A 25,953-nucleotide genomic window follows, 5' to 3' on the forward strand; every position below is an offset into this window, starting at 1 on the left:
GGCAATGACTAGAAAAACAACCGCTGTTGCGTTGGCGCTTGCAGGGTTGGTGGCGAGTTCTCTCGCGGCTTCGGCTAAGACAAGCCATATCGGTGAATTCAGGGATTGGGGTGTTTATCAGAACACGCAATTGCCCGGAAACAAATGCTACGCGCTGACCGTGCCGTCGAGTTTTCTTCCGGCAGGGGTGCAGCATGGTGACAATTTCATAATTATTTCCAAGTCTGGCGGAAGTTTTAGTCCGCAGCTTGTTATGGGCTATCCATTAAAAGCAGATAGCCGCGTTAACGTCATGATCGATGGAGCGCAGTTCCCCTTCTTTAGCGAGGGCAATCGTGCATGGGCCCAGAATGTCGGCGATGAAGCGCGCATTTTAAGTGCGATGCGTTCCGGCAAATCGGTTAATGTTCAGGCCACGTCTGCACGAGGCACGCAGACCCGCTACACATTCTCGCTGATGGGATTGTCTGCTTCGCTTCAGCGCGTTGATCGCTGCTGAGCAAGCATAAAGATAAAGCCCTGCCAAAGGCAGGGCTTTATTATAGGGTAGATGTGATGGCTTTTAAGAAAGCCATTTCTGGTGCTTGTACCAGTCATCAATATCAGACTTTGCGCGGTCCTTAGCGAGGCCGTAGCGCTCCTGAATCTTACCTTCGAGCTGCTCACGGCGACCATCGATCTGGTCGAGATCATCATCAGTGAGTTTACCCCACTGTTCCTTGATCTTGCCTTTAGCCTGCTTCCAATTGCCTTCTACGCGATTCCAGTCCATTGGATTTCCTCCGTTCCGGTTTGTTGTACTAAGACAATGCTTCAGCAGGCGATTGGTTCAGATTTTTCTCCGCGAGCAGATACGAATTTAATTCTAGGTCAGTTAAATTCCTAGGAATTTGAACGGCTTAGCATCCTTAAATTCAGTGTTCACGACACCAGAAAAAATGTTTTTCTGATCTGGTCCGAGATCAAGCTTCTGGACTTTTCCCTTGTCAGCCGAAAAATCGATGGTCTTTAGGTCTACCCAGAAGACGTTTGGCGTGAGTGCGGATTCAAAGAAGTAGAGCTTTTCTTTTTGGTCAGACACAGTGCGCCAGCGCGTCGAGGAAATGTTCGGCTCATCTGGAGTTGTAATGCCAAAAGGAACAGAAGCGTTGCGGATGACGCCAAATACGCTGGCTAGGGCTTCAACAGAATCTTCTGATTTTGGAATGGCGTTGATGTAAAAGGCCGCGCGTGTGAAGCGGTCTGAAGCGCGGTTTGTACCCGGAAGCATCACGGTCCCGCCGATCTGTTCCCAATAGGAGTGCAGCGCCAGCTGCTGATCGAACGTCGGGGAATTGGTCATCACCTGATAGGTCGGGCTATGATGGATGACCTGCTTGCCATTGATATATTCAACAATCGCGCTGTCGCCGCTGGCGTCAGAAATCGAAAGATGAAGTGTGGCCAAGCGGCTTTCGCCCGGCACTGCATCGGTTACGATGGTGTACGGGTTTTTGCTAAGCTCTTGTACGGCTTCATCAACGGTTGCGAAATTATCGAGAACGTATTGCGCCCATGCTGCAATTGAAAGGCCGGGGCCTGTGCCATCGAATTTTGGATATTCAGATTCAACCAGCCAAAGAACATTTGCAACCAGCCCGACTTCGTTCATACCGTCTGTTGTCGAGATGTCGTAGCCGGAAGCGATGACGCTACCATATTTCGAGGTCCACTTGATCGAGTTTGGACCCGTTTCGCCCGTGCGGGCCATGCCGCGTGGGAAAATCCAAAGATTTGTACCAACGTCAACCTTCCAGTCCATCGACCGAGCGGTGATAACATGGTCGTTCGCACCGAGGTAAACCACGCGTGTGCAGGCTTCTGCGACTGGAGCGACCAGCATACTTGTGGTGACAAGCAAGCTTGTGCATGCGGCTGCTAAAGATTTCTTCAGAAATGCCATGAATGGCCCCCTATTGTTGAAACGACAGATAATTGGCTTCAATCAAAAACACTTTCGCCTCGTGGCGAGCATGCTCATTCTTGTCTGAATATGCTTATTGGTAAACTATTTATATGACTGCACAATATAAACTATTTGAACTTCGAAAGAGCATTTACTGAAAATACTTATCTCTCACCATTATATCCACGGCGCTTCCATTCTTTCAAAGGCATAATGTCAGGCGGTCCGCCGCCAGCTTCATACCAGGAATCGACTGCCCATCGCTCGCCGTCGCTAGCAGTCATTACGGCAGTCCAATGGGGATAACGGCCATCGATAAAACTGCCACGCGTGGTTTTTCGCGCGGGCTGATGGTGCTTTAGCCAGCCTTTGTCATGAAGAAAGCGTATAAAGTTATCCGTGTTGGTGGATTCATCAACGCAATCCATCTGTCCTTTGATGCGAGCTTTGCCAAACTGCATTCGCGGCTTATCACGAACACCGATAACGGCAGTGCTACGCTCCTCGAAATAGGCAATGGCGCTTCGGAGCGCTTTGCGTTCGTCTGCAGCTGATTTGCTACCCTTCCGCATCGTGCTATCGATACGGCGCAAATCCTGGGCTGATAAAATCAGCTTGGTTTGATAATAACAATCGTAACCGTGACAGACCCTGAATGTAGCAGCTGTGGCAATGGACGTGCCTGAAAACAGCATGAGCGCGGGAAGGGCTGCAAGTAGCAATCTCATGTCGCGGGTGTTCCATGCTTTTGGCTGGTGAAAAGCAGCGACGGCTCGAGGCGTTCGATGCCTTGGTAGGGGTTTGCGTGTATCGCCAAAATCCAAAGGCAGAAAGCAGCGGTGATCGAGTAGATGATCATTGCTTTAACACCGGCACGCACACGATCTGCATGGGTCGAAGCGATGGTGATGATTGTGAGGATCGTCAAAAAGAAAAGAAGATACCACTTATACATATCGACTGATGTCGACCCGACTGACAGGCGCGTATTGCGTGCATCCTGAAGTTCGTCAAAATCATGAACCAGCTGAGATATGATCGGGGTAGGAATATCCGTTTTCGCGAGATTGACGATTTCACGCCGGATATTCTGCAAGGCGACTTCTACAGCGTGTGCAGGCAAGACATTGCTGTTGCCTAGCCATTCATCTTTTACCACGGCAGAACGATATTCTACCAGCGTTGCGGCGAGTTCGGGGGCATTGAGAATGTCTGGGCTGGCGGAGCCAATGAGACGAGAGATTGATGATCGTTCTTCGCTGGTTGCCTGATCTGCTTTACCATTAGCCGTCCATATATCGGCTGCAACGAACCCTAAGGACAATGCCCAGGCGGTAGCAATGGTGCTTACAAATGCGCCAATAGGAATTGAAAGAATGTCATGTTTGGCATGGTTTGACAAAATATGAAGTGCCAGACGTCCGACATAATAGATGCCGATGCCTAGCACGGCAAAAGTCATGAAAGAAACATAGACCGATAGTTCAAAAATAAATGCCATGACTCGTCCGTTAAACCATAGAGGTTGGCATCTGCTTTTGGGATGAAATATTAGTTAATATAATATTTCCGGCCCCTTTAGATTGCCTGATTTATTTGAGGTTATCTCATTAAATCTTGCAAGCCTAAAATAGGACGTTCTCGTGGTTTGATTAATAGGCCGAAAAGCGCAAAACTCCACAAGGAAATTGAACGCACAAGTTGCTGCTATCAAAGCCACAATCCCTCTGCGTTATCATCGCAGCGGATTGTGGCCTGACAAAGCTATTAGAAAACAATAGAGACGCCAACCACAGGACCGTGCTGGGTAACGTCATATTTGAATCTCTCACGACCTTCTTTGTCATTAAAATCTTGATATAGCGCTCGATAGCCGACGCGCCAGATTGTCGGCAAATCGAATGTCTTTGTACGATAACCGAGATAGATCTGACCATGTGCGCTCAATTTAGTGCCAACGCCAAAGCCACCAATGTCGGCTTCAGCGGATATGTTCCAGCGCTCGCTCACATCGTAAAGCACGCGTGTGCCTACAAATGGATCGGTCCATTCTGCTTTACGTGTTTCGCTGAACGGCCCGACACTGAGTTTTGCCTTGATCTGTGTCCATCGGACACCGGCCGTTGGCTCGATAGCAAAGACGCGCTGCCGTCCGAAATAAGTCAGGCCATCAAGATCCTGCTGGTAAGCTCGATAAAAAACACCACCTGCGAGCGAGGTCGATATTATGTCGAGATCGAGACGCTCGTGGAGGATGTCTTCGCCCTGACTGGTCTTGGTGTACTGACCGTCAAAATAAACGCCGTACTTACCATTCGTAATCTCGATGTTGCCCATTGCACTCATATCGAGATTGCTGAAAATTTCCTTAAATGGGACGTCAACCTTAGATGAATATCCGAGTAATCCTGCATTGCCATTGAGCGATGCGCCCCAGACATAGGGGCTGAATATAACACGCCATTGCTGTTGATCCTGAAACTCTGACTGAGCAGGCGCAGGCGCAACTATGTCTGCGGCAAGAGCAGAAGCTGTTGTTGCTATAAAAAAGGTACTCATTAAAGCAATATTACGCACAGTCTTACCCGCAAAATTCCTGCTATATATGCTTGAATTTAGCTTCATCACGGATCAATCCCCTTGGAGCGTAATTTAGAAAAAATGAAAGTATAACCTCAAAAGGTCTATTCGTATCAATATGTTAATCATGCCCAGAAATAAACCAAAAAATTGGAATTTTGAACGGTTTTACCTCACCCATATCATTCAAGCTGAGAGGGTGCTGATAATATTAGGGGGGGTGAAAATGAGGCCGTCCCGTCTAAATTCACGGAACGTCGTCATAAGCCGGAATGCCGCCTTCGTTTTCCAAGCTGGCAATTCGTTTTGCTTCAGAACGGTTGAATTTTAGCCTTACGCCGAGGCCGCCACCGTTTTCCCAGATAAATTGAGCGCCGACCCTTTCAAGCGTATCCTGTAAAGCCTGTTTTTGCTCGGGGGTCGGTGTACCGATCTTACGCTCAAAGTGTTCGATGACAGCGGCGTCAATGCCCGAGAGTTGTGCAAGTCGATCGCGGGAGAATTCTACGAGCGCTCGAGCGGCGCGGCATTGAGGGCCTGTAAGCATATTATTCTCCGGTTCAATCATGTCTTATGGTTTTAGCGTGCTGTAACGAGCTTATGATCAAACACGATAATTGCCACATATTTTTTGCTTAAGGTGGCAAAGAACATGACCGATCACGTAATCTTGAGTTTTGCGTTTTTTCGTGAACACAATTTTGCCATTGTTTTTCTTGTTCGCGGCAGTGCGGCTTCTTACATAAGATGTGCGCCGCAGGAGTAGCGCCGTTTGTCTGGTGTTTTACCAGATCGATAGTTCGGCCTGCCTCATAAACTTGATAATCAGATGGTTTGTTATGACCACTTTTAGATATTTCATTTGGCCTGTGATTTTCACGGTCATTGGTTTGCTCTGTGCCTTATGGCTGGGATATTCGACAACCGGCACAGTCGGAGGCATGGTCTCTGTTTTCATCATCTGTGCGGTGCTCAGTGTCCTCGAAATCTCGCTTTCGTTTGATAATGCTATCGTCAATGCGCGCATCCTGCGTGACATGACACCCGAATGGCAGCATCGATTCCTGACATGGGGCATTATCATTGCCGTTTTTGGCATGCGGATTATCTTCCCGCTGGCGATCGTTGCGGTTGCCATGTGGACGGACCCTATTTCGGCGCTGAAACTTGCGATCTGGCAGCCCAATGAATATGCGCGGGTGATTGCTGAGGCGCATACGGGTATCGCGGCCTTTGGCGGCACATTCCTGCTGATGGTTGGCATGAAGTACTTCTTCGACGTCGAGAAGGACGTGCACTGGGTCAAAGTTATCGAAAGCCAAATGTCCAAGTTTGCTTCGATTCAGGGTATTGAGATCGGCGTTGCAATCGCTCTGATCCTGTTTTTCTCGTATCAACTTGATGCCGACCACTCGCACACATTCCTTGTGGCGGCGCTGTTTGGCTTGTTGACCTTCCTGGCGGTTGAGGGCTTGGGTGCGGTGCTCGACGCTTCGCAGGAGCAGGTCGATATGGTGCATCGTGGTGGTCTTGGAGCGTTTATCTATCTCGAAGTGCTGGATGCCAGCTTCTCGTTTGATGGCGTTATCGGTGCATTTGCGCTGACGACCAACCTGTTTGTGATTGCAATTGGTCTTGGTATTGGGGCGTTTTATGTCCGGTCGCTGACCATTATGCTGGTCGAGAAAAAGACCCTTGGGCAGTACCGTTATCTTGAGCATGGCGCATTTTATGCGATCCTCGTGTTGGCGGTGATCATGTATGTGCAGACACTGTTCCATATCCCGGAAGTGATCACCGGACTTATTGGTGCGGTGTTGATCGGTCTCTCATTCATGTCGTCGATCCGATATAACAAGCGGAACCCGGAGTGGCAGAACGAGGCTGACGAAGCTGCACTGCACTAAGCCTTGCACTGTTTAACGAAGAGAAAGGCGGCGCTTGCCGCCTTTTTTGTTGACCGAATCGAAAGAGTTCGCAAGCGTTGATCTGCTCGCGACAAGGCCCGTCGGAGCGTATCTTCATATGCTGTCAGTCAGAAACGACTGCGGCTGCGACTTTTTTGGAGAGGGGTTTTCCATGGTCGTTACTCGTTTGAGCAAAACCGCATTTGTTGCGGCAATTGCTTTCTTCGCAACACTTGTCGCGTTCGGCAATATTACCGATTACGGCAGCAATTTCGCATTCGTTCAGCATGTGCTTCTGATGGACACCATTTTCCCAGATGCCACGATCAAATATCGCGCTATTGAGAGCAATACTCTGCACAATGCGGGCTATATTCTGATCATTGCTGCTGAAACACTGACAGCCATTCTCTGCTGGATCGGTGCTTTTGCGATGCTTGGCCGTTTGGGTGGCGATGCAAAGAGCTTCAATCACTCCAAGAAGTGGGGCATAGCTGGTCTTTCGGTCGGTTTTCTCGTCTGGCAGGTTGGTTTCATGTCGATTGGTGGCGAATGGTTCGGCATGTGGATGTCGTCTACATGGAACGGAATTGAATCGGCATTCCGCTTCTTCATCACGATCATTGCCGTGCTGATCTATGTCGTTCTGCCGGATGGCGAAATCGAGAAATAATCAGATGAAATGAGATGCAAGGGCGGGTTCGTTGATAAGTTCAACGCCCGCCTTTTGCATCTGATCAAGCATGGCATTCATTGACCCGCCAATGTCGATGCCGCGACAAGCGTCAAGCCTTACGCGCACCTGAAAACCGTGCGCCATTGCATCAAGCGCGGAATAGGCAACGCAGAAATCGGTGGCCAGTCCCGCGATTGTCAGAGAACCAATTTCGCGGTCACGCAAGTAGCCTGACAGGCCTGTCGGCGTTTTGCGGTCGTTTTCATAAAAAGATGAGTAGCTGTCTACGCCAATGCGAAAGCCTTTGCGGATGACAAGCTGCGCGCGCGTCCACTGCAAATCTGGATGGAAGTCCGCACCATGCGTGCCTTGAACACAGTGGTCAGGCCATAGCGTCTGCTGCCCATAAGCCATCTCCACGCTGTCATATGGCTTTTTCCCTGGGTGACTGGTAGCAAAGCTCAAATGTCCTGCCGGGTGCCAGTCTTGTGTCAGAATGACATGCTCGCTCTCGTCAATCAGACGGTTGATTGCAGGCAGAATCTCATCCCCCTTATCTACGGCCAAGGCGCCACCAGGGCAGAAGTCATTTTGCACATCAACGACGAGAAGGGCATGTCCGATCATAAAACGCTCCTGAATGCTTTACGGCAACTATAGTCAGCGATCAGGGGCGATGCCAGCCATTATCCGTGTTCTGGTATTACATTGTCTTTGGTGCTACCGAGCAGCTTTATTGACACGGATTGGGGATGATTATGAGCGATGAAATCACACGTGACAGCAATGGAACGCAGCTGAATGACGGCGATTCCGTTACGCTTATCAAGGATTTGAAGGTTAAGGGAACCTCGACGACGCTCAAACGCGGTACGCTGGTTAAGGGTATTCGCCTGACGGGGAACCCGGACGAAGTTGATTGCAGCACCAAGCAGGTCAAAGGCCTCGTGCTGCGCACGGAATTTTTGAAAAAGGCCTAATCAGGCATCAATTTCGACACGACCACGCGGACGGCTGCAACAGGCAAGGATGTAGCCTTCCGCGACTTCGTCATCACGAATGCCGCCATTGTGGGTCATTTCGGTTTCACCACCGATACATTTGACTTTGCAGGTGCCGCAAATGCCGAATTCGCAAGCGCTCGGAATTTTTAATCCGCCATTGCGGGCGGTCAGCAGGATTGTGTCATTTTCGGTGCATTCGACTTCGACACCTGAAAGCGTGAAGACGACCGTTGCAGGTAGCACGGCAGGCTTTGCGGGAGCCGCAGGTTTTTCAGCCGTCGCGGCCAGTGTTGATGGCAAGGGTATAGCAGAAATTTCGCTGGCAGGCTGGAAACTTTCCTGATGGTAATTGGCCATATCGAAGCCGGATTGTTCCAGTAGGCCGCGCACGCCATTCATGAACGGCTCAGGACCACAGCAGAATACTTTGCGATGCAGAAAATCCGGTGCCAGCAGTTCAAGCCTTGCGCGGTCGATGCGACCATGCAGGCCCGGCCAGACATGGCGTGCCGATGACTGCTCGACGATGAATGCAAGGCGCATGGCTTCCATGCGGCCCGACAGCAATTCCAGTTCCTTGCGGAAAATAATGTCATCAGGCGAGCGCGCGCAGTTGATGAAGGCGACATCTGTTGCTGGAGCACAATCAAACAGCCAGCGTGTCATCGAAACCATTGGCGTGATGCCAGAACCAGCCGAGATGAACAGATATTTTTCGCTAGGATGATTGGCGAGCGAGAAGTCACCATTGGGGCCATAGGCCTTAATGGTCATCGGCGGGCGCAAGTGATCCAGCATCCAGCGGGTGCCGATGCTGTCCTTCTGCGCTTTGACAGTGACGGAGATATGATAGGGGCGGGAAGGGGTTGATGACAGCGTATAGGTGCGCAGTACCGGTCCCAGTCCATCGGCCCGTTCAATCGGCAGTTCAAGCGTGACGAACTGGCCCGGTGTATAGCGGAACCAGTTGTCCTCCAGCGTTTTGAAGGAGAAGGTCATGACGTCTGGCGCTTCTTCGATGGCCGAGATGCATTGCAGCATCTGCAACCTGTCGTTCCACGGCAGCATCTCATCCAGATATTTCAGAGGCTGCATGGCCTTCTCACTTCTTTAAGTTCATTGCAAATTATGCGACGCGGCTGAGCTTTGCAGTTTCGCCCTTCAGGCGAGGCGTGATGGTGTTGGTGTACCATTCAAGGAACTGCATCACGCCGCCTTCATGCTCGACGGAATAAGGACCGGGCTGGTAGGCGGGTGAGCGAATGCCAATGGCATTTTCTTCCACTATCTGCCGGTCCTGATCGTTGGTCTGTATCCAGACGTGAGTCAGCTCATCGAGGTCGTAATCGACGCCTTCAACTGCATCCTTGTGAACAAGCCATTTGGTTGTGACCATGGTTTCCTCGGCACTGATTGGCATGACGCGGAAGGAAATGGCGTGGTCGACCATTAGATGGTTCCAGGTCGAAGGATAGTTGAAGAGCAGCATCGCGCCGATATTCGTGTTGCCCGATACCTGATCACTCAATGGTTTTTTGACCGCTGGCTTTCCGGACATGGTGTAGCTTACCGCATCGCGCAGAAGTGGAATACGGGTAATGCGATAACGACCGTCTTCCGACATGTTGAATTCGGCAGGCAAGCCGATGGAAGCACAGTTTTTCCAGAGCTGATTGATTTCCGGGTCTTCCATCACACCCTGAACGCCGGTGGCGCTTGGTGCTTCGGGATAGGTGCGGCAAAGTTCCGGGTGGTTGGCAGCGCAGTGATAACATTCGCGGTTGTTTTCCCAAACGAGCTTCCAGTTTCCCTTCTCGATGATCGAGCTTTCAAAGGCGACTTTGGCATCCTTGATGTTGTGCGGTGCGAGGTAAGGCTCGACCAGAGTGCGGAAGCTGTTGAAATCTGGCGCTTCGTCTGCGAGGCAGACGTAGATATAGCCCGCAACAGTCTCGCAATGCACTTGCTTCAAACCATATTCGGCAGGCTTGAAATCTGGTCCGACCTGACGCGCAAACAACAGGCGTCCGTCGAGTTCATAAGTCCACTGATGATAGGGGCAGACAAGCTTAGCAGCGGTGCCTTTTTCAGCCGCGCAGATGCGCGAGCCACGGTGACGGCAGGAATTGTGGAACGCACGGATAGTCCCTTGTGAATCACGCACGATCACAACCGGATATGCGCCCACCTGTACGGTCATGTAAGAGCCGGTCTTGGGCAGTTCGCAATCGTGACCGACAAATAGCCAGTCGCGATAAAAAATGTTTTCCAGATCAAGCTTGTAGAAATCTGGATCGGTATAAAACTTCTGCTCAAGGCTGAAATTTGGGTCGCGCCCGATCAAAAGTCCCAGCATTTCGTTGCGAACGTCCATAGAATCGACCCTTTGCGTCCGTATCAAAGTCGGGCTGGTGCTGTTCTCTCAGCGACGCTTGCTCGACCGAATGTTCCCTTTATCCTCCAGAAGCTGCGCTTTCCCATTATCTCAATGGCTTGTCTGTTCATTGGCTGATGTTCACACTGGCTTCCGTTGTCATGATTCAATCATTGAAATGTTCTAAACGCGCATTGGGATGCGACATGATTTTCGCGTAAAGACGACACGCGCGCATTCGCGCAGTTCTTCGCAAATATGTGTGAGTTGCGCGCGCGGGATTGCCAAGATGGGAGAAAGCCAGTTACCAAGCTGCCTGACACATTCGGTTTCATTCCATGGGAGGCTCGCAGGCCATGAAACGTTCAGAAGTTAATGAGATTATCCGCGAAAGCGATGCTTTCATCCGTTCTTTTGGCTACATCATGCCGCCATTCGCCTATTGGACGCCTGAAGAGCTGAAAAAGCGCACGTCAAGCGATTCAAAGGCTATTCTCGATGGACGTCTTGGCTGGGACATTACTGATTATGGTCAGGGCAAGTTTGCGGATCTTGGTCTGTTTCTGTTCACAACACGCAACGGTAATGTTGAAGACCTCAAGCGCGGCACCGGCATGCTCTATGCCGAAAAGATCATGATCTCGCGTAAAAACCAGATTTCGCCGATGCACCGCCATGCATTGAAGGCTGAAGACATCATCAATCGTGGTGGCGGTACGCTGGTGCTGGAACTGTTTAATTCGCGCGCCGATGGTAGTGTTGAAGAAGAAACTGATGTGACCGTCGCAACGGATGGGCGGCTGGTAACGCAGAAAGCTGGTGCGCATTTGAAGCTAAGCCCAGGTGAAAGTGTCACGCTGCTGCCGGGCAACTGGCATGCCTTTTGGGGCGAGGGCGGCGATGTTTTGATCGGTGAAGTATCGACCGTTAATGACGATCTGACGGACAATATTTTCCGTGAGCCGATCGGCCGCTTTTCCGATATTGAAGAGAACGAAAAGCCATTGCATTTGCTCGTCTCAGACTATGATAAATGGCTCTAAGTTAGATTAAAGGACTGAACATATGAAGCTGGCGATGATCGGAACGGGCTATGTGGGTCTGGTTTCAGGTGTGTGTTTTGCCGAATTTGGCTTTCACGTTACCTGTGTCGACAAAAACCCGTCGATCATCGAACGGCTTGAAGCGGGTAAAGTCACGATTTTCGAGCCAGGGCTTGATGAGCTTATGGGGCGCAACATTCGTGATGGCCGCCTTGAATTCAGTACCGATCTTGCGACCAGCGTTGCTGATGCCGATGTGATCCTGATTGCAGTCGGCACGCCGTCGCGTCGTGGTGATGGTGAAGCGGACCTGCAATATATTGAAGCTGCTGCCGATGAAATCGCGGCAGCGATGAAGCCGGGTGCGGTGGTCGTCATCAAATCGACCGTTGTTGTCGGCACCAATGCGCGCATTCGCGACCGTATAGCGCTTGCGCGTCCGGGCGTTGAGTTTTCGATGGTCTCAAACCCGGAGTTTCTGCGCGAAGGTTCAGCGATTGAAGACTTCATGCGCCCTGATCGTGTGGTGGTGGGTGTTGATGATGAGCGCGGCAAGGCGGCGATGCAGCGGCTTTATCGTCCGCTTTATCTGCGCGAGACGCCAATGGTCGTTACTTCGTTGGAGAACGCTGAAATCATCAAATATGCAGCCAATGCTTTTCTCGCTATGAAAGTGACGTTCATCAATCAGGTGGCTGATCTGTGCGAAAAAACGGGCGGCAATGTGCAGGAGGTTGCGCGCGCTATCGGTATGGATAACCGCATCGGGTCGAAGTTCCTGCATGCAGGACCGGGCTTTGGTGGTTCGTGTTTCCCAAAAGATACCCGTGCATTTGCAGCGACTGGCAAAAAATATGATGCGCCGCAGTCGCTGATCGAAGAAGTAATCGCGGTCAACGAAGCGCGCAAGCTATCGATGGCGGACCGTATTATTGCTGCTGCTCGTGAGAGTGGCACGAAAACAGTTGCTGTGCTGGGTGTTGCTTTCAAGCCGAACACGGATGATATTCGTGAATCGCCTGCGATTGACATTATTGCCGCCATTCAAAAGGCGGGCATTTCTGTTCGTGCGCATGATCCGGAAGCGATGGATGCTGCTAAATCTGTTTTGCCAGAAGTGATCTGGTGCGGTTCCGCTTATGAGGCTGTACAAGGCGCGGGCGTCACGGCGCTTTTGACTGAGTGGAATGCTTATCGTGCGCTTGATTTGAAGCGTGTCGCAAAAGTGATGGATGGCAATGTGCTGATTGATCTGCGCAATGTCTATAAAGCTGACGATGTTGCCGGAACCGGATTGGATTATCGCTCGGTGGGGCGGACGTTAAAGAGCTAAAAACAAAAACGCCGATCTGAGGATTTCAGATCGGCGTTTTTGTTTGGTGAAAAGGATTAATTCGCTGCTTTCAACCGCTTTCTCTCATTGGCAATAAGCCAGAGATTGCGGATATAAACGATCAGGCCAAAGCCCTGACCTGCGATGAAAACAGGGTCTTTGCGCTGGATAGCGTAAACCAAGAGCAGCACGCCACCTATGAGCGAAAAGAACCAAAATGCCACTGGCATAACGCTCTTTTTGGCTTTTTCAGATGCAAGCCACTGCACGACGAAGCGCATGGTAAAACAGGCTTGAGCGACAAAGCCTAGAATAATCCAGCCGTCCCATTGTGCTACGAATACATCGTGTAACCAGCTCGCAAGGCTGCTGAAAATATCAGTCATGGGTAATCTCCGTCACACGCGGCACAACCTTGCGGCGCTTGCGCAGCCACCACACGCCGTAAAGGTCGAGAATGCCGCGCAAGCCGCGGTCGAGAATTCCGTAATTCGATTTGCCGTGGCGGCGTTCGCGGTCGGTGACATCGATATGCACGACATCAAAACCTTCACGCAAAGCGAGCGCAGGCAGATAACGATGCCAGCCATCGAAGAATGGCAGCTCGCGAAAAAGATCGGTGTGCAGTGCTTTGAGGCCGCAACCGGAGTCGCGTGTTTTGTCCTTGAGGATCGCACCGCGCAGATTGTTGGCAAAGCGCGAGGAAAGCTGCTTGAGCTTGGTGTCAGTGCGCTTGAGGCGCTGACCGGCGGCAATGCCAAAAGCAGGGCCGGCATTGATCAGGGCGTCGGCAAGTGCTGGCAGATAGGCAGGATTGTTCTGCCCGTCGCCATCCATTGTCACAACAATCTGGCCACGTGCTGCGAAAACGCCTGAGCGCAAAGCAGCACTCTGGCCGGATGAGCGGTCGTGACGGATATGGCGTAGCGGCTTGCCTGCATGGATGCGGCCAGCCAGCACATCGCTGGTTGAATCTGTCGAGCCATCGTCTACGACAATGACTTCATAGGCGCGGCCCAGCATGGCGCTATCGACTTCATCGAGCAGAAAAGCGAGATTGTCGGCTTCGTTGCGGCAGGGGATGACCACAGAAATCGTCGGTGTTGACAAGCGGAGTTCCTTCATTCCTTGCGCATTTACCGTAAATCAGTGTGCGTAATATCTCAGTACAGGTGCCCTGTAGCGCGCAAGGCGGGCTCCATACCACTGATTGCCGGGCAAACCAAGTGTTTCAAGAAAACGTGAGCCTGACCAGTTTCTCAGAATATTAGCTGCTTTTAGCCGGACTTGTTACCAGACGGAAGAGCTTGCGCGAGCCAATCCAGAAAATTATGCGTCACTTCATCCCGGTTTAGGTCATTGAGACTTTCGTGCCGTGTGTTGGGATAAACTGTGCAGGTTACTTTGCTAAAGCCCATCGCCTGCATTCGGTGTGCGAGTTTTTTGGTGGCTTTGGCATTGTCAGTTGCAGGGTCTTCGCCACCGCCAACGAGATTAAACGGCAGGTCGCGGCGGATATTTGCAAAATTACTGTCAGTCGCACCCGCCTTCATCATGCGGAATACGTCGATCCATAAGGCGACGCTTGCATCAAAGCCACAAAGCGGATCGTTGATATAAGCTTCAACCTCTGAAGCATCGCGCGATAGCCAGTCAAACGCGGTGCGATGGTTGGGGATAGCGTTGCCCCAAGCCCGAAAGGTGAGCTTTGGCAGGATCGAACTTGGAACGTCTGAGCCTTTGAGCATGCGCTCGATTTTCAGAATTGCCATCGCCGCGCTGTTCTCAACGCCTCCGTTGAAGTTGGCGTTCCAGATGGCTGCAGCATCAATTGTTTCAGAGTGAATGAGCGTATAATTGAGCGCGATCAGTCCGCCCATTGAATGTCCGAATAAAACCACCGGCAAGCCAGGGTGTGAGGCATGAATATGGCGGTTTAGGGCAAGAACATCATCAATTGCCACTCTATAGCCGTCTTTTTGCGCGAATATTCCTCTTGGTGCATATGCACCAATATTGGCGCCGTGCCCGCGATGATCGTGCGCATAGACATTATAGCCTGCTGCGTTGAGGGCTATAGCAAACCGCGTATAGCGTGCAGAGTGTTCGGCAAGCCCGTGGCAGATGTGCACAGCAGCCTTTGGTGCAGCAATCAGCGATTGCCGAAATGGCAGTTCGATTCCGCCACTGAGCGGCAAGCGATGGATGTTTTCAAACGACATGAAACCATCTGAATTTATGCTGCGCAAATAGTCAAACGCTCTTTTGGTAGTGTCGCTTAAAAAGGCATCCAGAGGTTGAGTGAATTAATTTTAGGCAAATGCAATTTTTGAGCAAATTCCGCTTGAAAACCGCAGAAACCTAGGCAAATCTATCTTTAACAGGGGATGTCGACGGAGTTTTGAAGGAAATCCAGAGGCGTTGAATTTAGGTATTAAGGCATAACTAGCAGGCCATTCGGTGAAAGGGAGGATACTTTCCCGAGTGGTGGCCAGAGGGGAAACCGGGTGACGGAAATATCCGCGCCCGGTTTCATTTTGTTTATGAGCTTTTCAAGCTGAAGTTTGCGCGATGATATTTGCTTCCGCGCGCTATTTCGCCTACATAGCCCTCAGAAATTTCCCTGCGGTTCAGCGTTATCGCTGATCACGCTCTCTAACTCGTGGAGACGACGCGCTTTATGGCACGCCAATTCATTTATCATATGTCCGGGCTGAACAAGGCCTATGGTGCTAAAAAGGTTATCGAAAACCTTCATCTGTCGTTCTATCCGGATGCTAAGATCGGTATTCTTGGTCCTAACGGTGCCGGTAAATCGACGATCCTCAAGATCATGGCTGGTCTCGACAAGGATTACACCGGCGAAGCCTGGCTCGCTGAAGGTGCGACTTGCGGCTATCTTGCGCAGGAACCGCATCTTGATCCGGAAAAGACAGTTCTTGGCAATGTTATGGAAGGTGTGGCTGACAAGACAGCTATCCTCGACCGTTACAACGAACTGATGATGAACTATTCTGATGAAACCGCTGACGAAGGTGCAGCACTTCAGGACGTCATCGACAGCCAGAATCTTTGGGATCTCGACAGTCAGGTTGAAATGGCGATGGAAGCTCTGCGCTGCCCGCCTGCTGATGCCGATGTTACCAAGCTCTCGGGCGGTGAGCGTCGTCGTGTGGCACTTTGCAAGCTGCTTCTTTCGAAGCCTGATCTGCTGCTGCTTGACGAACCGACCAACCACCTTGACGCTGAAACGACTGCGTGGCTGGAAAAGCATTTGCGTGAATATGAAGGCGCTGTGCTCCTCATCACGCACGATCGCTACTTCCTCGACAATGTCACGGGCTGGATTCTTGAACTCGATCGCGGTCGCGGCATTCCTTATGAAGGCAACTATTCTGCCTATCTGGAAGCCAAGTCCAAGCGCATGATTCAGGAGGGCCGTGAAGACGATTCCCGCCAGAAGGCACTTGAGCGTGAACGCCAGTGGATTGCTGCGAGCCCGAAAGCGCGTCAGTCCAAGTCTAAGGCCCGTATCAAGGCCTATGACCAGCTGGTTGAAGCCGCCAACAATCAGCGTCCGGGCGATGCCCAGATTCTGATCCCGGCTGGTGAGCGTCTTGGTCAGGTGGTTATTGAAGCAGAAGGTCTGACCAAATCGTTTGGCGACCGTATGCTGATCGAAAACCTTACCTTCAAGCTGCCTCCGGGTGGTATCGTTGGTGTTATCGGTCCAAACGGTGCCGGTAAGTCGACGCTCTTCAAGATGATTACCGGTCAGGAAAAACCGGATTCCGGTTCGATCCGCATCGGTGACACCGTTCATCTTGGTTATGTCGATCAGAGCCGCGATCACCTCGACCCAAACAAGAATGTCTGGGAAGAAATTTCTGGCGGCAACGACATCATCAAGCTCGGCAAGTTTGAAATGAACTCCCGCGCTTATTGCGGCGCGTTCAACTTCAAGGGTGGCGATCAGCAGGCCAAGGTCGGCAATCTGTCCGGCGGTCAGCGTAACCGTGTGCATCTTGCCAAGATGTTGCAGGCAGGCGGCAACGTTCTGCTGCTCGACGAACCGACCAACGATCTTGATACGGAAACGCTGGCAGCGCTCGAAGATGCACTTGAAAAATATGCTGGTTGCGCTGTTATCATCTCCCACGATCGTATGTTCCTTGATCGTCTGGCGACACATATTCTGGCATTCGAAGGCGATAGCCATGTTGAATGGTTCGAAGGCAACTTCGAGGATTATGAAGCAGATAAGGTTCGTCGTCTCGGACCTGAAAGCGTCAATCCAAAGCGGGTTACCTACAAGCCGCTGACACGCTAAACAAAATCAAGGCCGGTGCATTGCACCGGCCTTTTTCTTTGAATGGAGTTTGAAATGAAAGACTGGTCCGCACAGCAATATCTGAAGTTTGAGGATGAGCGCAGTCGCCCGGCGGCTGACCTTCTGGCGCAGATCAAGATCGATAATCCGCGTAAGGTGGTCGATATTGGTTGTGGACCGGGGAACTCTACTGAACTTCTGGTTCAGCGCTGGCCTAATGCGAAAACCTCGGGCTTTGATACATCGCCGGATATGATCGAGAAGGCGAAAGTGCGCTTGCCACAAGTGGACTTCGCTCTTGGTGATCTCACCAAATTTGTGCCAGATGCTGAAACGGATGTGCTGTTTTCCAATGCGGTTTTTCAGTGGATTCCCGATCACATAGAACAGATGCAAAGGTTACTGTCCGAGCTTCAGACGGGTGCCTATCTGGCAGTGCAGATGCCGGATAACATGGCTGAACCGACCCATGTCTTGATGCGTGACGTTGCCAAAACAGAGCCATTTAACGCGAAGATTGGCGATAAGGGCAGGGCACCACTGCCACCAGCGACGGAATACTATAACGCTTTGATTGAGCATGCGTCCCATGTCGATATCTGGCATGTGATTTACAATCATCAGCTGGCTGATGTGGACGCTATCATTGAGTGGGTGAAGTCCACTGGGCTGCGCCCGTTTCTTGATCCATTGGATGATGATGAGCAGCGCGAATTTTTGAAAGCCTACAAATCGCGTCTTCTGGAATTCTATCCAACGCTGAATGACGGACGGGTGCTGCTGTGTTTCCCGCGCATTTTCATCGTTGCCAGAAAATAGGCAAACGCTTTAGCGGATTTTCTCTTCTCTGTGACGGAGACCGTCTTTCACAAAGATTTTACCGGGTCTGCAAATTGCGTATCCGGTAAAACAGTTAAATTTCAGGTTCTTATGTGACTGATGAAGAGTTTCTAATCAAATAGTAGTGCATGATAATAGATTGCATACAAACGATATTGCTCCTATGGTTTTGCGATATCGGAGGTAGTTCCAAACATTTTTTGATGCCCGCTGGGATCGCTTGATTGGGAGTGGCGACATCTGTTTTTCAAAGATGTGCGTCTAGGTTAGTTTCAGAGACTGTGCAGCCTTTTGGTTAAACCATGCAGACTTGCAGACTGAAATCTGAGGCCTGAACAGCCTGCCGAATATATTGATTTAGACATCAACGATTACTGGTTTTGCTCTCTCCCAAGCAAGGCGAGTAATCATGCAGTCGTATCCCCTTTTGCGGCTGCTATCGGGAGTTTTAGAATGAGCAATGCAGAAATGCACAGCGATGCAAACGGTGAGATCGAAGAGAAACACGACGCTCACGATACACGCCGAAGGATTTATGCAATCGTTGCGAGCGCCTCCGGCAATCTGGTCGAATGGTACGACTTTTATGTCTATTCTTTCGGCGCGCTTTACTTCGCGTCACAGTTTTTTCCAGCGGAAGATCAAACCAGTCAGTTGTTGAATGCAGCGGCGATTTTCGCAGCCGGTTTTCTTATGCGACCTATCGGTGGCTGGTTGTTCGGCCGTGTGGCTGACCGGCTTGGTCGACGCACTTCTATGCTGATTTCTGTTAGTATGATGTGTCTTGGTTCTTTTGCAATCGCAATCCTGCCAACCTATGAAACGATTGGCCTCTGGGCGCCCCTCTTGCTGTTGCTTGTCCGGTTGTTACAGGGCCTGTCGGTCGGCGGGGAATACGGCACCACTGCCACATATATGAGTGAGGTTGCCCTTGCCGGGCGTCGCGGTTTCTTCTCGTCGTTCCAGTATGTGACGCTCATCGGCGGTCAGCTTCTGGCCGTGCTGGTTCTGGTCATATTGCAGTTTTTCTTAACGTCAGAACAGCTGCATGAATGGGGCTGGCGTATTCCGTTTGCCATTGGCGGCTTGGCTGCAATCGTTGCGCTTTATCTGCGCCGTACACTGCACGAAACCTCCACCGAAGAGTCACGTAACAGCAAGGCTGCGGGTAGTTTTGCGACGATCTGGAAGCATCACCGCAAGGCGTTTTTGGTTGTTGTGGGCTTCACGGCTGGCGGTTCGCTCACCTTCTATACATTCACGACCTATATGCAGAAATATCTGGTCAATACCGCCGGTATGAACAAGGAGACAGCCAGCGAGGTTATGACCGTTGCGCTGTTTGCATTCATGCTCATGCAACCGCTGTTTGGCTATATCTCCGACAAGGTCGGCCGCAAGCCAATGATGATTGCGTTTGGCGGCGTATCGGTGTTGACGACGATTCCTTTGCTCACAGTGCTTGGCTCTGTGCAAAGCCCGACTATAGCGTTTGTCTATATTGCTATCGCATCTGCAATTGTCAGTATGTACACGTCGATTGGCGGCATCGTGAAATCGGAACTGTTTCCGGCTGAAGTGCGGGCTTTGGGTGTTGGCTTTTCCTACGCCATTGCCAATGCAATTTTTGGTGGCACTGCCGAATATGTGGCGCTGTGGTTTAAGAAGGTCGGCTTTGAGAGCGGGTTCTTCTGGTATGTGACCATTATGATGGTGATCGTGTTCATCGTCGGTCTGGTCATGCCTGATCCGCGCAAACACGGTTATTTACAGGGGCACGGAACCCACTGATATCTGAACCAGTTAAACGCCGCCTTCGGGCGGCGTTTACATTTCTACCTTCTCGTCATCGTCCGCGGTGACGAGCCGTGTTGCGCGCCATTCGGTGAGCTTTTTATTGATTGCATCCATTACGAAAAAGCGCGCTGAATCTTTATCATAGCCATCATCACGCAAGGCATCATAGTCGGTATGCGCGTGGCGGACATGCGCAACAGTTGCGAGCCAGACCGCTATAGATGGTGGGAGAGTTTTCATATGCGGTGCAAGTGCCGCTGCACGGATCGGCTCGGAATCGGAATAGGGGACTGCGGGGAGCAAAAGCGTAAGCGATTTTGCAACTGCCTTCTGGCGCTCAGTGCTTGCACCCATGGCTGTCTTCCTTTCCGGCCTTCAGCGAGATTCGCAACAAGCATACTCTGCTTATTAATTCACTCAAACGGGTACCCGAGCTTCATGGCAGTTTTGCTGTGCATGGGTGTGTGAAAATCACTTGCGCGATTTCTACAATTCACATAAACATATCTTTATATGTTTTAGATTGTGGAGGTTGCGAATTGCGGTTGCAGCTCGATCAGATGGTGGATGTTTTAAAAGCGGTGGCTGAACCAAGCCGCTTGCGCATCCTTGCGCTTCTTTCCAGAGGCGATTTGACCGTATCGGACCTGACCACAATTCTTGGCCAGTCGCAGCCGCGCGTGTCGCGGCATCTCAAGCTGCTTGGCGAAGCAGATTTGATTGATCGCTATCAGGAAGGCGCATGGGCGTATTTCCGTCTATCAGATAATGCGGTTTGCGGCGAAGTTGCGCGCAATTTGCTGTCAAAGCTTGATAGTGCCGACACCTTGCTTGAACGGGATATGGAGCGGCTTTCGCAAGTCAAATCCAGTCGTCAGGAAAAGGCCGCAGCCTATTTCAGTGCGAATGCTGGCAGCTGGGATGAAATCCGTAAGCTGCATGTGTCGGAAAATGCTGTTGAGGTCGCTCTTAAGGGCATCATTGGCGAGAAGCCGTTTCAGGCGATGCTCGATGTTGGCACGGGGACTGGCCGCTTGCTGGAGCTGTTCTCACCGCTTTATCTGCGTGGGCTTGGCATTGATATTAATCGTGACATGCTGGCTGTGGCGCGTGCCAATCTTGATTTGGCATCGGTGGCCAATGCGCAAGTGCGTCAGGGTGATGTCTATGCACTGCCTGTTGAGCGCGAGAATTTTGATCTGGTGACAATCCATCAGGTTCTTCATTTTCTTGATGATCCACTGGCCGCAATTCGGGAAGCTGCGCGTGCATTGCGTCCGGGCGGTCGATTGCTGATCGTTGATTTTGCCCCGCACCGGCTTGAGTTTCTGCGCGAAGAGCACGCGCATTTACGGCTTGGTTTCAGTGATGAGCAGATGCTGGGCTGGATGAAAGAGGCAGGGCTGGAACCTGCAAAAACAACTGAGTTGGCGCCAAAGGCTGCAAATGGTGACGATGGACTGACGGTGAAGCTTTGGCTTGCCCATGATCCGCGTTTGCTGATTGCTGATCCGGCCCCGCGCAATGCAAGCATGACGGAGACAGTCTAATGGGCTTTTATGGTCTTTCCCGCCGACCTGATATCGGCCAGACCACCCGGGTATCGTTCGAATTCTTCCCGCCTAAGTCGGAAGAAATGGAACAGCGCCTGTGGGAAACGGTAACGCGGCTTGCGCCGCTCAAGCCTGAGTTTGTCTCTGTGACTTATGGTGCAGGTGGTTCGACGCGTGAGCGCACGATCCGCACTGTTGCGCGTATCTTGAAAGAAACTGATATTCAGCCTGCGGCACATTTGACTTGTGTGGATGCGACGCGTGAGGAAGTGGATCGCGTTGCGCAGGAATTTGCAGCGCTTGGCGTTAATCGCTTTGTGGCGTTGCGTGGCGACCCTGCCAGCGGCATTGGCGAGAAATATGTGCCGACAGAAGGCGGTTATCAGAATGGTGCTGATCTGGTCGGCGGTCTGCGTAAGCTTTCTGATTTTGACATTTCTGTTTCAGCTTACCCGGAAAAGCATCCTGAAAGCCCGGATTTCGCGACCGACATCGATATGCTCAAGCGCAAGGTCGATAATGGTGCAACGCGGGCGATCACACAGTTCTTCTTCGATAACGATCTCTATGAGCGTTATGTCGAGCGTGTGCGTCGTGCAGGCATTTATATCCCAATTGTTCCGGGTGTCTTGCCGGTGCATAATTTCAAGCAGGTCAGCAATTTCTGCGCGCGCTCTGCCACACATATCCCAGCCTGGCTTGCAGAACGCTTTGACGGATTGGATAAAGACCCGCAGACGCACCAGCTTGTTGCTGCGGCCATTGCTGCCGAACAGGTTATGGATCTGATTGAGCGTGGTGTGCAGGATTTCCATTTCTATACGATGAACCGCGCTGACCTGCCATTTGCGATTTGCCATATGATTGGCATTCGGCCTAAAGCCGAGCCTGCGCTTGAAGTTGCATGATATGAAAAAAGCCCGGTTTAAAACCGGGCTTTTCTTTAAGTAAGACACATCAGTTCATCCTCAAAAACTGATGCCGTCTAATGGCTTAGGCTATCCCTCGTTCAGGGAATGACGCCTGCTATCAACGCTGCAACAAATGCAAATGCTGCACAGATCATGAGGACGTTCAAAGATCGTGTAAGTCCCATCGGTCTGTCTCCTTCTATGCACCCGACGAGCCAATGACTGATCGAATGCGCGCTGGTAGAGAACCTGAATCTAAGCGCAAAACGGTTTAAACAAAAGAAGATTTCTTACTGCAATATGGGGTGATTGCGAAAAAAACCTTCTGTTTACCACCTAAGTCTTTGAAATTTTGTCTGTAAAAATTTGTTCACATTTCATGAAAAAGCCATGAAACTGCAAATTTTGAGGGTGGCTTTTGCTGTTTTAGCGGATCAAGGCGAGAAAACCGGAGAGAGTCAGCACTGAAAGAACGGTCGAATAGAGAATGACATTCGACGTGATGGCAGCCTCGCGACGATAGTGTTCAGCCAGCATGAATGGGCCAGTTCCTGCAGGAAGGGCTGCAAGCAATGTGGCGCTTTGCGCGAGATGTGTTGGCAGATTGAAAACGTAAACCGCAAGCAGCCATGTTGCCAACGGCATGACAATGAGTTTGACCGAGACGAGGAAGGCGATGGCGTTGACGCTATCGCGCTCAATCTTACGCGGCTGCGCGAGGAACAGGCCAAGCGCAACCAATGCGCAAGGTGAAGCAGCACCACCCAGCATTTTTAAGAAGGTTTCGGCGGGGGCGGGAATGGTTAGGCCAGTCACAGGCATCAAGGCGCCGAGAAACGGCGCAACCAGTAGCGGATTACGCAACAGCGAGCGCGCAACTTTCCAGATAAGGCGCAGCGGCTTCTTTTCTGTTTGCAGACCGATTTCAATCAGCACAATCGCAAAAGCAAAAGTCACGCAGACGGTGATGATGATGGAGATTGTCGTTGCAGCAAGAACACCAGAGCCGAACGCAATCATCGAAAGCGGGATGCCCATATAGCCTGTATTTGGATAGGCTGCATTCAGACCATCAAGCGCATTATCCGCAAGTGAGAGCTTGCCGCGAAGACGAACAAGAAATGGAAGCACGAAAGCAATCGCGCTGCTGAGCAAAAAGACGCTGATAAAGCCAGGTTGCCAGAGATCGCTGCCATGGGTGTTGGCCATGATATCGAAAAGCAGGGCGGGCAGGGCGAGATAGACAACGAAGCGGTTGAGTTCTGCTATTGCATGCGGACCTAATATTTTTAGCTTGAACGCGAGCCAGCCTGAAAAAATCAGGGCAAATACGGGAAGGACGACGATCAAAGTAGAAAGCATGGCGAGATCAACTTACGAGGGGAATGCAAAAAGGCGCGGAGGTGGTCCGCGCCTTCGAGTTCTTCAATATCAGAGCTTTTCGAGCAGTTCCGGCGTTGGCCAGGAATCAGCAGGCATGCCCAAACGCAATTGTTCGGTGCGAACAGCATCGCGGGTCAGTACGCCGAAGACGCCGTCAATCTTGCCCATGTCGTAGCCACGCGCCTGCAACTTAGTCTGAAGTTCCTTCATTTGTTCCTGAGTCAGGCCTTGATCAGGATTGCCAGCGTTAAAGGCTGGAGCACCTGCAAGACGGGTCGCGAAATAGGCAGCGGTCGTTGCGTAAACAATCGACTTGTTCCATTCAACGAAGATGTCGAAATTTGCATAGGAAAGAAACGCGGGACCTTTGCGACCCAATGGCAGCAACAGCGATGCATCGCCATCATCCGGGCCGAGTGGACCGTTGAGGCCCGTTACACCGTGCTGCGCCCACCACGAATGTGGCTTGCGATTGGTGCGGATAGATTCTTCCCAAGGGAGATCCTGCGTGATGCGCACTTCTTCAAGCCATGGCTCGCCGCGCTTCCAACCGAGCTCGGAAATCATGCGGCCAGCGGTCATCATTGCATCAGGAATGCTATTCTTCAGATCCACCTTGCCGTCGCCGTCGCCATCAACGCCACGTTCAAGATAATCCTTCGGCAAAAGCTGCATCATGCCGATTTCACCAGCCCAAGCGCCGGTTGTGGCCGCATCGACAACGCCTGTGTCGAAAAGCTTAAGCAGAGCAATCAATTGCGGACGGAACAGGTCTGGACGGCGGCAATCGTAAGAAAGCGTTACCAGTGCATTCAGAGTATCGAAATCGCCCTGAATAGCACCGTAATCGGTTTCCAGTCCCCAGAAGGCTGCGAGAACCGGGCCGGGAACGCCATAGGTTTCTTCGACCTTTTTGAAGACATCAGCATGTTTGGCGAGGTTGTTCTGGCCATTTTTCAGGCGCGCTTCGGAGATCAGGCGCTTGGAAAAATCGGTGAAAGTGAGGTTGAAAACCGTCTGCTTGCGGTCGCGATCCAGAACTTTTTGTTCAAGCGTTGCCTTGTGCAGTTCAGCAATACCCTTTTCGCCAACACCTGCTTCGCGCGCTTCTTTGGTCAGATTTTCCATCCACTGACCGTAATCGATTTCGCATTCAGGCTTCGGCTGATTAGCCGTGTCCGTTGCGGCGGTCGGGGCCGGAGAAGCGAGAGCAGGGGAAATTGCAGTTGATGCCAGTAAAGCGGCAGCCATCACTGAAGCGATAAGTTTCATCGAGAGAACTCACAATTAAAGAGGGAAATAACGTCCCCATTTGTTTTTTAAGCTATTGCCTCATCACGTCATGGAAATGAAGCGAAACTTAGTGTGAGCTTCCGTTTATTGCTGAGTTAACGGACCTTGTTGCTTTCCAGCCACTTTTTCCATGCTCCCGCGCTGCCTGCGAAGACATTGATGTCTGCATCACCCTTGATGCCGGGAATGGTGCCGGTGCCGGTATATTGCCAGAATGTCCATGGATGCGGGCCGTATTTCTCCGTCGGATGACCGGCTGTCGAGCGCAACCAGAATGGATAACCGCTCAGCTGGTTGAGGTTGTTCTCATCGAAGAAGTCGACCGTCGTGTAAATGATTGGGCGCTTGCCATAATGCTTTTCGACGGCATCAAGGAAAATCTTCATTTCTTTGCGCACGACGACTTCATTCGGCCTCAGCTTGCACGAGGGCGAATGTGCGTTCCATTCCATGTCGAGTACGGGCGGCAATGCATTTGGATCACGCGGTACATTTTGGATATACCAGCGCGCTTGCTCGATAGCTGGACGGCAGAAATAATAGAAATGATAGGCGCTGCGCGGAATGCCAGCTTGTTTTGCGCCGTTCCAGTGTTCAGTGAAGCGATCGTCGAAGCGGTCGCCACCTTCAGTCGCTTTGATAAAGGCAAAGGAAATGCCGCTGCGCCGCACGGCGTTCCAGTCAACATCGACCTGATATTTTGAAACATCGGTGCCGTGGATTGGATAATGCCACGGCGTGCGGCCAGTCCATTCAAATGGCTTGCGATCACCAAAACGCGGTGCATTAACCGCGCCGGATGGTCGTGCCATTTGCTGCATTGAATTGCCGGATTTTTTAACGTCGGCGAAATCATAATCGACTGTCGTGCAAGCGGACAGAAGAAACGCCCCGAGGGCAAGAAAGCAGCGGCTGGCGGTAGCGTTCATACGATAGTCCCGGTGTCGCGAATCAGTCTTAATTAGGGTTACGCGATCCGGTTGT

27 protein-coding genes are annotated in these 25,953 nt (G+C 51.3%); 11 read left to right on the top strand and 16 right to left on the bottom strand.

The features are described 5' to 3' along the window. The first annotated feature begins 4 nt into the window (after positions 1–4). The gene (locus J2782_RS01245; RefSeq protein ID WP_310009788.1) at positions 5–499 is read left to right on the top strand and encodes an invasion associated locus B family protein; all 495 of its coding nucleotides are present in this window, start codon (positions 5–7) and stop codon (positions 497–499) included. Between the two features lie 63 nt (positions 500–562). Here the strand turns inward: J2782_RS01245 and J2782_RS01250 are convergent, their stop codons facing one another. The 6 genes from J2782_RS01250 to J2782_RS01275 all read right to left on the bottom strand — a co-directional run bounded on the left by J2782_RS01250 (position 563) and on the right by J2782_RS01275 (position 5,072). Next, complete coding sequence (locus tag J2782_RS01250; RefSeq protein ID WP_310009789.1) at positions 563–772, bottom strand: CsbD family protein; 210 nt, start codon at positions 770–772, stop codon at positions 563–565. Between the two features lie 102 nt (positions 773–874). Beyond that, complete coding sequence (locus J2782_RS01255; protein ID WP_404989601.1) at positions 875–1,882, bottom strand: linear amide C-N hydrolase; 1,008 nt, start codon at positions 1,880–1,882, stop codon at positions 875–877. Between the two features lie 227 nt (positions 1,883–2,109). Further along, the gene (locus J2782_RS01260; protein WP_310009791.1) at positions 2,110–2,673 is read right to left on the bottom strand and encodes a hypothetical protein; all 564 of its coding nucleotides are present in this window, start codon (positions 2,671–2,673) and stop codon (positions 2,110–2,112) included. After that, on the bottom strand, positions 2,670–3,446 hold the full coding sequence (locus tag J2782_RS01265; protein ID WP_310009792.1) for a bestrophin-like domain: 777 nt from the start codon (positions 3,444–3,446) through the stop codon (positions 2,670–2,672). The genes J2782_RS01260 and J2782_RS01265 overlap by 4 nt, the downstream gene beginning before the upstream one ends. A gap of 266 nt (positions 3,447–3,712) precedes the next feature. Continuing rightward, complete coding sequence (locus J2782_RS01270) at positions 3,713–4,573, bottom strand: hypothetical protein (protein WP_404989584.1); 861 nt, start codon at positions 4,571–4,573, stop codon at positions 3,713–3,715. A gap of 199 nt (positions 4,574–4,772) precedes the next feature. Further along, on the bottom strand, positions 4,773–5,072 hold the full coding sequence (locus J2782_RS01275; protein WP_310009794.1) for a helix-turn-helix domain-containing protein: 300 nt from the start codon (positions 5,070–5,072) through the stop codon (positions 4,773–4,775). 292 nt (positions 5,073–5,364) lie between these two features. On the opposite strand from J2782_RS01275, the gene J2782_RS01280 reads away from it, so the two are divergent. Beyond that, entirely contained in the window at positions 5,365–6,432 is a 1,068-nt protein-coding gene (locus J2782_RS01280; RefSeq protein WP_310009795.1) for a DUF475 domain-containing protein, read from the top strand. A 172-nt stretch (positions 6,433–6,604) separates the two neighbouring features. Beyond that, positions 6,605–7,105 (top strand): DUF2165 family protein, encoded by a 501-nt coding sequence (locus tag J2782_RS01285; RefSeq protein ID WP_250038824.1) that lies wholly within the window; start codon positions 6,605–6,607, stop codon positions 7,103–7,105. On the opposite strand, the gene pncA is transcribed toward J2782_RS01285, so the two are convergent. Continuing rightward, positions 7,106–7,735 (bottom strand): bifunctional nicotinamidase/pyrazinamidase, encoded by a 630-nt coding sequence (gene pncA, locus J2782_RS01290; RefSeq protein WP_310009796.1) that lies wholly within the window; start codon positions 7,733–7,735, stop codon positions 7,106–7,108. A gap of 131 nt (positions 7,736–7,866) precedes the next feature. Between pncA and J2782_RS01295 the strand changes: the two genes are divergently transcribed. Continuing rightward, the gene (locus tag J2782_RS01295; RefSeq protein WP_140903813.1) at positions 7,867–8,088 is read left to right on the top strand and encodes an alkylphosphonate utilization protein; all 222 of its coding nucleotides are present in this window, start codon (positions 7,867–7,869) and stop codon (positions 8,086–8,088) included. Here the strand turns inward: J2782_RS01295 and J2782_RS01300 are convergent, their stop codons facing one another. Both J2782_RS01300 and J2782_RS01305 read right to left on the bottom strand, forming a co-directional pair. Further along, positions 8,089–9,207 carry an FAD-binding oxidoreductase gene (locus J2782_RS01300; protein WP_310009797.1) on the bottom strand — a complete coding sequence of 373 codons (1,119 nt, stop codon included), beginning with the start codon at positions 9,205–9,207 and terminating at the stop codon, positions 8,089–8,091. Between the two features lie 31 nt (positions 9,208–9,238). Beyond that, on the bottom strand, positions 9,239–10,486 hold the full coding sequence (locus J2782_RS01305) for an aromatic ring-hydroxylating oxygenase subunit alpha (protein WP_310009798.1): 1,248 nt from the start codon (positions 10,484–10,486) through the stop codon (positions 9,239–9,241). Positions 10,487–10,842: 356 nt separating this feature from the next. Between J2782_RS01305 and J2782_RS01310 the strand changes: the two genes are divergently transcribed. Both J2782_RS01310 and J2782_RS01315 read left to right on the top strand, forming a co-directional pair. Further along, entirely contained in the window at positions 10,843–11,529 is a 687-nt protein-coding gene (locus J2782_RS01310) for a D-lyxose/D-mannose family sugar isomerase (RefSeq protein WP_310009799.1), read from the top strand. Between the two features lie 22 nt (positions 11,530–11,551). Beyond that, positions 11,552–12,862: a UDP-glucose dehydrogenase family protein gene (locus tag J2782_RS01315; RefSeq protein ID WP_310009800.1), complete on the top strand. Its 1,311-nt coding sequence runs from the start codon at positions 11,552–11,554 to the stop codon at positions 12,860–12,862. A 56-nt stretch (positions 12,863–12,918) separates the two neighbouring features. Here J2782_RS01315 and J2782_RS01320 read toward each other — a convergent pair whose 3' ends face one another. The 3 genes from J2782_RS01320 to J2782_RS01330 all read right to left on the bottom strand — a co-directional run bounded on the left by J2782_RS01320 (position 12,919) and on the right by J2782_RS01330 (position 15,084). After that, positions 12,919–13,248: a lipid-A-disaccharide synthase N-terminal domain-containing protein gene (locus tag J2782_RS01320; RefSeq protein ID WP_310009801.1), complete on the bottom strand. Its 330-nt coding sequence runs from the start codon at positions 13,246–13,248 to the stop codon at positions 12,919–12,921. Then, positions 13,241–13,972, bottom strand: a complete 732-nt coding sequence (locus J2782_RS01325; RefSeq protein ID WP_310009802.1) for a glycosyltransferase family 2 protein — start codon at positions 13,970–13,972, stop codon at positions 13,241–13,243. The genes J2782_RS01320 and J2782_RS01325 overlap by 8 nt, the downstream gene beginning before the upstream one ends. Positions 13,973–14,139: 167 nt before the next feature. Continuing rightward, on the bottom strand, positions 14,140–15,084 hold the full coding sequence (locus J2782_RS01330; RefSeq protein ID WP_310009803.1) for an alpha/beta hydrolase: 945 nt from the start codon (positions 15,082–15,084) through the stop codon (positions 14,140–14,142). 458 nt (positions 15,085–15,542) lie between these two features. Here J2782_RS01330 and ettA point away from each other — a divergent pair, with 458 nt between their 5' ends. From ettA to J2782_RS01345, 3 genes are all read left to right on the top strand, one after another. Continuing rightward, positions 15,543–17,192 carry an energy-dependent translational throttle protein EttA gene (gene ettA / locus J2782_RS01335; protein WP_105518739.1) on the top strand — a complete coding sequence of 550 codons (1,650 nt, stop codon included), beginning with the start codon at positions 15,543–15,545 and terminating at the stop codon, positions 17,190–17,192. A 54-nt stretch (positions 17,193–17,246) separates the two neighbouring features. Next, positions 17,247–18,011 (top strand): trans-aconitate 2-methyltransferase, encoded by a 765-nt coding sequence (gene tam, locus J2782_RS01340; RefSeq protein WP_310009804.1) that lies wholly within the window; start codon positions 17,247–17,249, stop codon positions 18,009–18,011. Positions 18,012–18,485: 474 nt separating this feature from the next. After that, positions 18,486–19,823, top strand: a complete 1,338-nt coding sequence (locus tag J2782_RS01345; RefSeq protein ID WP_310009805.1) for an MFS family transporter — start codon at positions 18,486–18,488, stop codon at positions 19,821–19,823. 36 nt (positions 19,824–19,859) lie between these two features. On the opposite strand, the gene J2782_RS01350 is transcribed toward J2782_RS01345, so the two are convergent. After that, on the bottom strand, positions 19,860–20,183 hold the full coding sequence (locus J2782_RS01350; RefSeq protein WP_310009806.1) for a DUF2293 domain-containing protein: 324 nt from the start codon (positions 20,181–20,183) through the stop codon (positions 19,860–19,862). Between the two features lie 206 nt (positions 20,184–20,389). Between J2782_RS01350 and J2782_RS01355 the strand changes: the two genes are divergently transcribed. After that, positions 20,390–21,379, top strand: coding sequence for an ArsR/SmtB family transcription factor (locus tag J2782_RS01355; RefSeq protein WP_310011032.1), 990 nt, complete (start codon positions 20,390–20,392; stop codon positions 21,377–21,379). Next, entirely contained in the window at positions 21,379–22,290 is a 912-nt protein-coding gene (metF, locus tag J2782_RS01360; RefSeq protein WP_310009807.1) for a methylenetetrahydrofolate reductase [NAD(P)H], read from the top strand. The genes J2782_RS01355 and metF overlap by 1 nt, the downstream gene beginning before the upstream one ends. A gap of 429 nt (positions 22,291–22,719) precedes the next feature. On the opposite strand, the gene J2782_RS01365 is transcribed toward metF, so the two are convergent. From J2782_RS01365 to J2782_RS01375, 3 genes are all read right to left on the bottom strand, one after another. After that, positions 22,720–23,655 (bottom strand): AEC family transporter, encoded by a 936-nt coding sequence (locus tag J2782_RS01365; protein ID WP_310009808.1) that lies wholly within the window; start codon positions 23,653–23,655, stop codon positions 22,720–22,722. Between the two features lie 69 nt (positions 23,656–23,724). Further along, a complete protein-coding gene (locus tag J2782_RS01370; protein ID WP_250038836.1) occupies positions 23,725–24,948 on the bottom strand; it encodes a lytic murein transglycosylase in 1,224 nt (407 codons plus the stop codon). A gap of 116 nt (positions 24,949–25,064) precedes the next feature. After that, complete coding sequence (locus J2782_RS01375) at positions 25,065–25,898, bottom strand: glycoside hydrolase family 25 protein (RefSeq protein ID WP_310009809.1); 834 nt, start codon at positions 25,896–25,898, stop codon at positions 25,065–25,067. Positions 25,899–25,953: the final 55 nt, after the last annotated feature.

Source organism: Brucella pseudogrignonensis (assembly GCF_031454375.1).
Classification (GTDB): Bacteria; Pseudomonadota; Alphaproteobacteria; order Rhizobiales; family Rhizobiaceae; genus Brucella; species Brucella pseudogrignonensis_A.

Coding starts and splice junctions, on each gene's coding strand:
- metF (WP_310009807.1), top strand. CDS start 21,379: ATGGGCTTTTATGGTCTTTCCCGCCGACCTGATATCGGCCAGACCACC.
- J2782_RS01365 (WP_310009808.1), bottom strand. CDS start 23,655: ATGCTTTCTACTTTGATCGTCGTCCTTCCCGTATTTGCCCTGATTTTT.
- J2782_RS01260 (WP_310009791.1), bottom strand. CDS start 2,673: ATGAGATTGCTACTTGCAGCCCTTCCCGCGCTCATGCTGTTTTCAGGC.
- J2782_RS01375 (WP_310009809.1), bottom strand. CDS start 25,898: ATGAACGCTACCGCCAGCCGCTGCTTTCTTGCCCTCGGGGCGTTTCTT.
- J2782_RS01275 (WP_310009794.1), bottom strand. CDS start 5,072: ATGCTTACAGGCCCTCAATGCCGCGCCGCTCGAGCGCTCGTAGAATTC.
- pncA (WP_310009796.1), bottom strand. CDS start 7,735: ATGATCGGACATGCCCTTCTCGTCGTTGATGTGCAAAATGACTTCTGC.
- J2782_RS01265 (WP_310009792.1), bottom strand. CDS start 3,446: ATGGCATTTATTTTTGAACTATCGGTCTATGTTTCTTTCATGACTTTT.
- tam (WP_310009804.1), top strand. CDS start 17,247: ATGAAAGACTGGTCCGCACAGCAATATCTGAAGTTTGAGGATGAGCGC.
- J2782_RS01255 (WP_404989601.1), bottom strand. CDS start 1,882: ATGCTGGTCGCTCCAGTCGCAGAAGCCTGCACACGCGTGGTTTACCTC.
- J2782_RS01310 (WP_310009799.1), top strand. CDS start 10,843: ATGAAACGTTCAGAAGTTAATGAGATTATCCGCGAAAGCGATGCTTTC.
- J2782_RS01305 (WP_310009798.1), bottom strand. CDS start 10,486: ATGGACGTTCGCAACGAAATGCTGGGACTTTTGATCGGGCGCGACCCA.
- J2782_RS01370 (WP_250038836.1), bottom strand. CDS start 24,948: ATGAAACTTATCGCTTCAGTGATGGCTGCCGCTTTACTGGCATCAACT.
- J2782_RS01285 (WP_250038824.1), top strand. CDS start 6,605: ATGGTCGTTACTCGTTTGAGCAAAACCGCATTTGTTGCGGCAATTGCT.
- J2782_RS01280 (WP_310009795.1), top strand. CDS start 5,365: ATGACCACTTTTAGATATTTCATTTGGCCTGTGATTTTCACGGTCATT.
- J2782_RS01315 (WP_310009800.1), top strand. CDS start 11,552: ATGAAGCTGGCGATGATCGGAACGGGCTATGTGGGTCTGGTTTCAGGT.
- J2782_RS01345 (WP_310009805.1), top strand. CDS start 18,486: ATGAGCAATGCAGAAATGCACAGCGATGCAAACGGTGAGATCGAAGAG.
- J2782_RS01355 (WP_310011032.1), top strand. CDS start 20,390: ATGGTGGATGTTTTAAAAGCGGTGGCTGAACCAAGCCGCTTGCGCATC.
- ettA (WP_105518739.1), top strand. CDS start 15,543: ATGGCACGCCAATTCATTTATCATATGTCCGGGCTGAACAAGGCCTAT.
- J2782_RS01350 (WP_310009806.1), bottom strand. CDS start 20,183: ATGGGTGCAAGCACTGAGCGCCAGAAGGCAGTTGCAAAATCGCTTACG.
- J2782_RS01250 (WP_310009789.1), bottom strand. CDS start 772: ATGGACTGGAATCGCGTAGAAGGCAATTGGAAGCAGGCTAAAGGCAAG.
- J2782_RS01320 (WP_310009801.1), bottom strand. CDS start 13,248: ATGACTGATATTTTCAGCAGCCTTGCGAGCTGGTTACACGATGTATTC.
- J2782_RS01300 (WP_310009797.1), bottom strand. CDS start 9,207: ATGCAGCCTCTGAAATATCTGGATGAGATGCTGCCGTGGAACGACAGG.
- J2782_RS01245 (WP_310009788.1), top strand. CDS start 5: ATGACTAGAAAAACAACCGCTGTTGCGTTGGCGCTTGCAGGGTTGGTG.
- J2782_RS01330 (WP_310009803.1), bottom strand. CDS start 15,084: ATGTCGTTTGAAAACATCCATCGCTTGCCGCTCAGTGGCGGAATCGAA.
- J2782_RS01295 (WP_140903813.1), top strand. CDS start 7,867: ATGAGCGATGAAATCACACGTGACAGCAATGGAACGCAGCTGAATGAC.